This is a genomic window from Mesorhizobium sp. M7A.F.Ca.CA.002.15.2.1, from assembly GCF_003998715.1.
GTDB classification, from domain to species: Bacteria; Pseudomonadota; Alphaproteobacteria; order Rhizobiales; family Rhizobiaceae; genus Mesorhizobium; species Mesorhizobium ciceri.
The window spans coordinates 1-4249 of the sequence record NZ_RZPI01000504.1 but is presented as its reverse complement, the minus strand read 5'-3'; the positions used below and the strand labels follow the sequence as shown (position 1 = coordinate 4249).

The window sequence follows — 4249 nt, the reverse complement described above, 5'->3', positions numbered from 1 at the left end:
TCAGCCAGGACAATGTGCTGTTCACCACCAATTTGACCAATCTGCCGATACAGAGCGCCGGTGGACGCGACATCCCGCAGGGAGCCATTCACATCGAACGCGTCAGACTGCTTTGGCAGGACAGGCTGTTTGAACGCATCACCCTTTCCAATTACAGCCGGGAACACTCGACGATCAGCGTTTCCCTGCACTATTCCGCCGATTTCCGCGACATGTTCGAAGTGCGTGGCTCGACACGGCCGAAGCGCGGGCTGGCCCATGCCGCCGAAACAAACGCGACGTCGGTCCTGCTGCGCTATGATGGGCTCGATGGCCTGGCCCGCCTCTCGGCGATATCGTTCTCGCAGGCGCCGGACCAACTGAGTGCCAACCGTGCCGATTTCCTGATCGCCGTGACCAAGCGCAGCAGGAAGGTGCTTTATGTCGAGGTCGGTCCCGAGGTGGCCGACAAGCCCGACCGCGACCGGTTCCGCGCCGCTGCCGCCCGCGCCCGCTTTGGCATGCGGGCCAAACGTCGCCATGGCGCGACGGTGCGCAGCTCGGGCCGTGTCTTCAACGACTGGGTCGAGCGCGCTCGCGCCGATGTCGCGCTGCTGACCACCGAGCTGGCGACCGGCCCCTATCCCTATGCCGGCATCCCCTGGTTCTCGACGGCGTTCGGCCGCGACGGCGTCATCTCGGCGCTGCAGATGCTGTGGCTCAATCCGGGCCTGGCGCGGGGCGTGCTGGCCTTTCTGGCCCAGCATCAGGCGACCGAGACATCGCCGTTCAGCGATTCGCAGCCGGGCAAGATCATGCACGAGACCCGCAAGGGCGAAATGGTGGCGCTGCGGGAGCTTCCCTTTGGCCGCTACTACGGTGGCGTCGATACGACACCGCTCTACATCTACCTTGCCTGTGCCTACGCCGATCGTACCGGTGACATGGCGTTCATCGACGGCCTGTGGCCGTCGCTGTGCGCCGCGGCCGAATGGACGGAGGAGGCGGGCCGGGAAACCGGATTCGTGACTTACCAGCGAGCGGCCGAGTCCGGCCTCGCCAACCAGGGATGGAAGGACAGTTTCGATTCGGTCTTCCATGCCGATGGCCGCATTCCCAAGGGCCCGATCGCCCTTGTCGAAGTGCAGGGCTACGTCTTTGCCGCCTTCCGGGGGCTGGCGGCACTTGCCCGTCGCCGGGGCGAGAACGACAGGGCCGACCACTGGGATGATCGCGCCGAAGCGATGCGGGTTGCCGTGGAACGGGATTTCTGGCTTGACGATCTCGGCTTCTATGCGCTGGCAATCGACGGTGCCGGCGAGCCCTGCAAGGTGCGGACCTCGAATGCGGGGCATCTGCTCTTTGTCGGATTGCCTGAGCCGGCGCGGGCCCAGATGGTGGCTGACCAGCTGCTTTCCGCCTCCTTCCATTCGGGCTGGGGACTGCGGACGCTCGCCGACGATGCCGTGTTCTTCAATCCGATGTCGTACCACAATGGCTCGATCTGGCCGCACGATACCGCCCTTTGCGGTGCCGGGCTGGCGCGCTATGGCGAGCGCGAAAGCGTGGTTCGCCTGATGAGCGGCACGTTCGAATCCGCGGTCCATTTCAACATGCGGCTGCCCGAACTGTTCTGCGGTTTTACACGTGCGCCGGGCGAAGCACCCATCGCCTATCCCGTCGCCTGCCTGCCGCAAGCGTGGTCGGCGGGCTCCGCTTTCATGTTGATGCAGGCCTGTCTTGGCCTGGAGATCGACGGCTGGGAGGGTGAGATTCGCGTCGGCCGCCCCAGGCTGCCGATCGGCATCGACACGCTGACACTGCGGCACCTGGGCGTCGGCGACCGGGTCGTCGATCTCACCTTCCAGCGCGTCGGCGACCGGGTCGTCGCTTTCCTGGCCGACCGCCATGAAGGGCTGGTGCCGCTCATAGTAAGAACATGATCCGAACAAAATTGGCGGAACCGATCCAGGCCTTGTGCGTTGCAAAAACACTGGTCCGAACGCCGACCACGTGGCCGGCGGACCGTTTCAAACGGGAAACACGAACAAACGGTCGCCGACGGCCGGGGTGAGTTGACGTTCAATGACAAACTACGGTGCGGACCTGCTCTGGGTTCTGATTTTCGCGAGCCTCGGTTTTTCCGCTCTTGCCGTATTCCTCTCCATATCGCGGCACCGTCGCCGTCATCCTCCTGCCGTCCCACATACGGCAGGCGAAGATGTGGCGGCGGAGGCCGCGCGCAAGGTGATACGGGAGTTCGAAAAGAACGGCCAATCGGCCGATGCCGCGCTGGTGACCTCGTCGCCAGAAACATTGCGCAAGATCCTGGCCGACGATCTGCCCGATGCGCAGGTTATCGTGGTGTCCAATCGCGAGCCGTACATCCACAATGTGAAGGACGACGGCGTCGAGTTGCTCGTCCCGGCCAGCGGGCTGGTGTCGGCGCTCGAGCCCATTACCCGCGCCTGTGCGGGCACCTGGATCGCCTATGGCGGCGGAACGGCGGACCGCCTTACCGTCGACGACCACGATCGCGTGCAGGTGCCGCCTGGCAACCCGTCCTACACGCTGCGCCGGGTCTGGCTGACGGAGGAAGAGCATCAGGGCTATTATCTCGGTTTCGCCAATGAGGGCCTTTGGCCGCTTTGCCATATCGCCTTCACCCGGCCGATTTTTCGTGCCTCCGACTGGGCTGCCTATGAAGCCGTCAACCGGAAGTTTGCCGATACGGTGGTTGCCGAGGCGCGCAACGAGCGGCCGATCGTGCTGGTCCAGGATTACCATTTCGCGCTGCTGCCGCGCATGATCCGCGAGCGCTTGCCGGAGGCGATCGTCATCACTTTCTGGCACATCCCGTGGCCAAATTCGGAAGTGTACAGCATCTGCCCATGGCGTGAACGCATCCTCGAAGGCCTGCTCGGCAGCTCGATCATCGGCTTCCACACTCAGTTCCATGCCAACAATTTCACCGAAAGCGTCGATCGCTTCCTGGAAAGCCGCATCGAGCGGGCCGATGCGGCCATCTCCTACGGCGGACGGACCACATTGGTGCACGCCTATCCGATCTCGATAGAATGGCCGGCGGACCTGCTGGCGAAACTTCCCGCTGTCGACGATTGCCGCGCTCGCATGCGCGAGAGGTTCGGCCTTAAAGCGGATGTGAAGCTGGCCGTCGGGGTCGAGCGCCTCGATTATACCAAGGGCATTCTCGATCGGTTTCACGCTTTGAACGAATTGTTCAAGCGACAGCCTGAGTGGATCGGAAAACTGGTCTTCCTGCAGATCGCGGCACCCAGCCGCGGCACGCTGCCTGCCTACAAGCTGCTCCATGACGAGTGCCACCGTTATGCCGAAGAGCTCAACCGGCGTTATGGCAGCGAGGGCTACAGGCCGGTGATCATGGTGGCCGAACATCACTCGCAAGAACAGGTCTACGAGATCTATCGGGCCGCCGACATATGCATGGTCACCAGCCTGCATGACGGCATGAACCTCGTCGCAAAGGAATTCGTCGCCGCGCGCGACGACGAGCAGGGCGTTTTGATGCTCAGCACATTCGCCGGCGCCTCGCGTGAATTGCTGGAGGCGCTTATCGTCAACCCTTACGATGCCGCCATGATGAGCGGAGCGCTGTTGCAGGCACTGACCATGTCGCCCGAAGAACAGCGCGAGCGCATGCGCCCCATGCGCGAGACAATCCGCAACAACAATGTCTATCGCTGGGCCGGCAGCATGCTTCTGGATGCGGCACGTTTGCGCAAGCGCGGGGACCTCGATCGGGTGACCGGTGCCGTCAGCGACCCGCCGCCCAGCGTCGACAATGTCGTCTCCATTTTTGAGCGCAGACGGGTGGCGATGTCATGAGCGATGCGCTGCAAAATATTGTTGGCGAGACCCTGCACAAGCCGCAGGCCGTCATGGAGAAACCGCACACTGTGCTGACCGGCGAATGGGCGTTGTTCCTCGACATCGACGGCACCCTGCTGGAACATGCCGAACACCCGGACGCCGTCTCGGTCAGCGACGAGCTCCGCTCCTTGCTGCAAGGCCTGGATCGCAAGCTGAACGGGGCATTGGCCTTCATAACAGGCCGTTCCGTCGCGGCTGTCGATCATCTGTTTCAGCCTTTGAAGCTGCGCGCCGCCGGGCTCTATGGCCTGGAACATCGGCTCCTACCGAACGACGACGTCGAAGTCGCGGATGAGCCGGCGGATATTTCTGCGCTTGCCGACGAGATCGAGGCCGAGCTCGGTCGTGGCGCCTATAT

3 protein-coding genes are annotated in these 4249 nt (G+C 63.3%); all 3 read left to right on the top strand.

Going from position 1 to position 4249, the window contains the following annotated elements; genetic code table 11:
- Positions 1-1922: amylo-alpha-1,6-glucosidase (locus ENZ74_RS23740; protein WP_127313026.1), on the top strand; the 1922-nt coding region annotated here is incomplete at its 5' end.
- 142 nt (positions 1923-2064) lie between these two features.
- A complete protein-coding gene (locus ENZ74_RS23735) occupies positions 2065-3846 on the top strand; it encodes a trehalose-6-phosphate synthase (RefSeq protein WP_127313025.1) in 1782 nt (593 codons plus the stop codon).
- Between the two features lie 53 nt (positions 3847-3899).
- Positions 3900-4249, top strand: a 350-nt coding sequence (locus ENZ74_RS23730) for an HAD-IIB family hydrolase (protein WP_245470995.1), incomplete at its 3' end; no start/stop codon positions are given.

What these genes read in the sequence shown, in the direction of transcription:
- ENZ74_RS23735 (WP_127313025.1), top strand. Translation starts at nt 2,065, where the DNA reads ATGACAAACTACGGTGCGGACCTGCTCTGGGTTCTGATTTTCGCGAGC.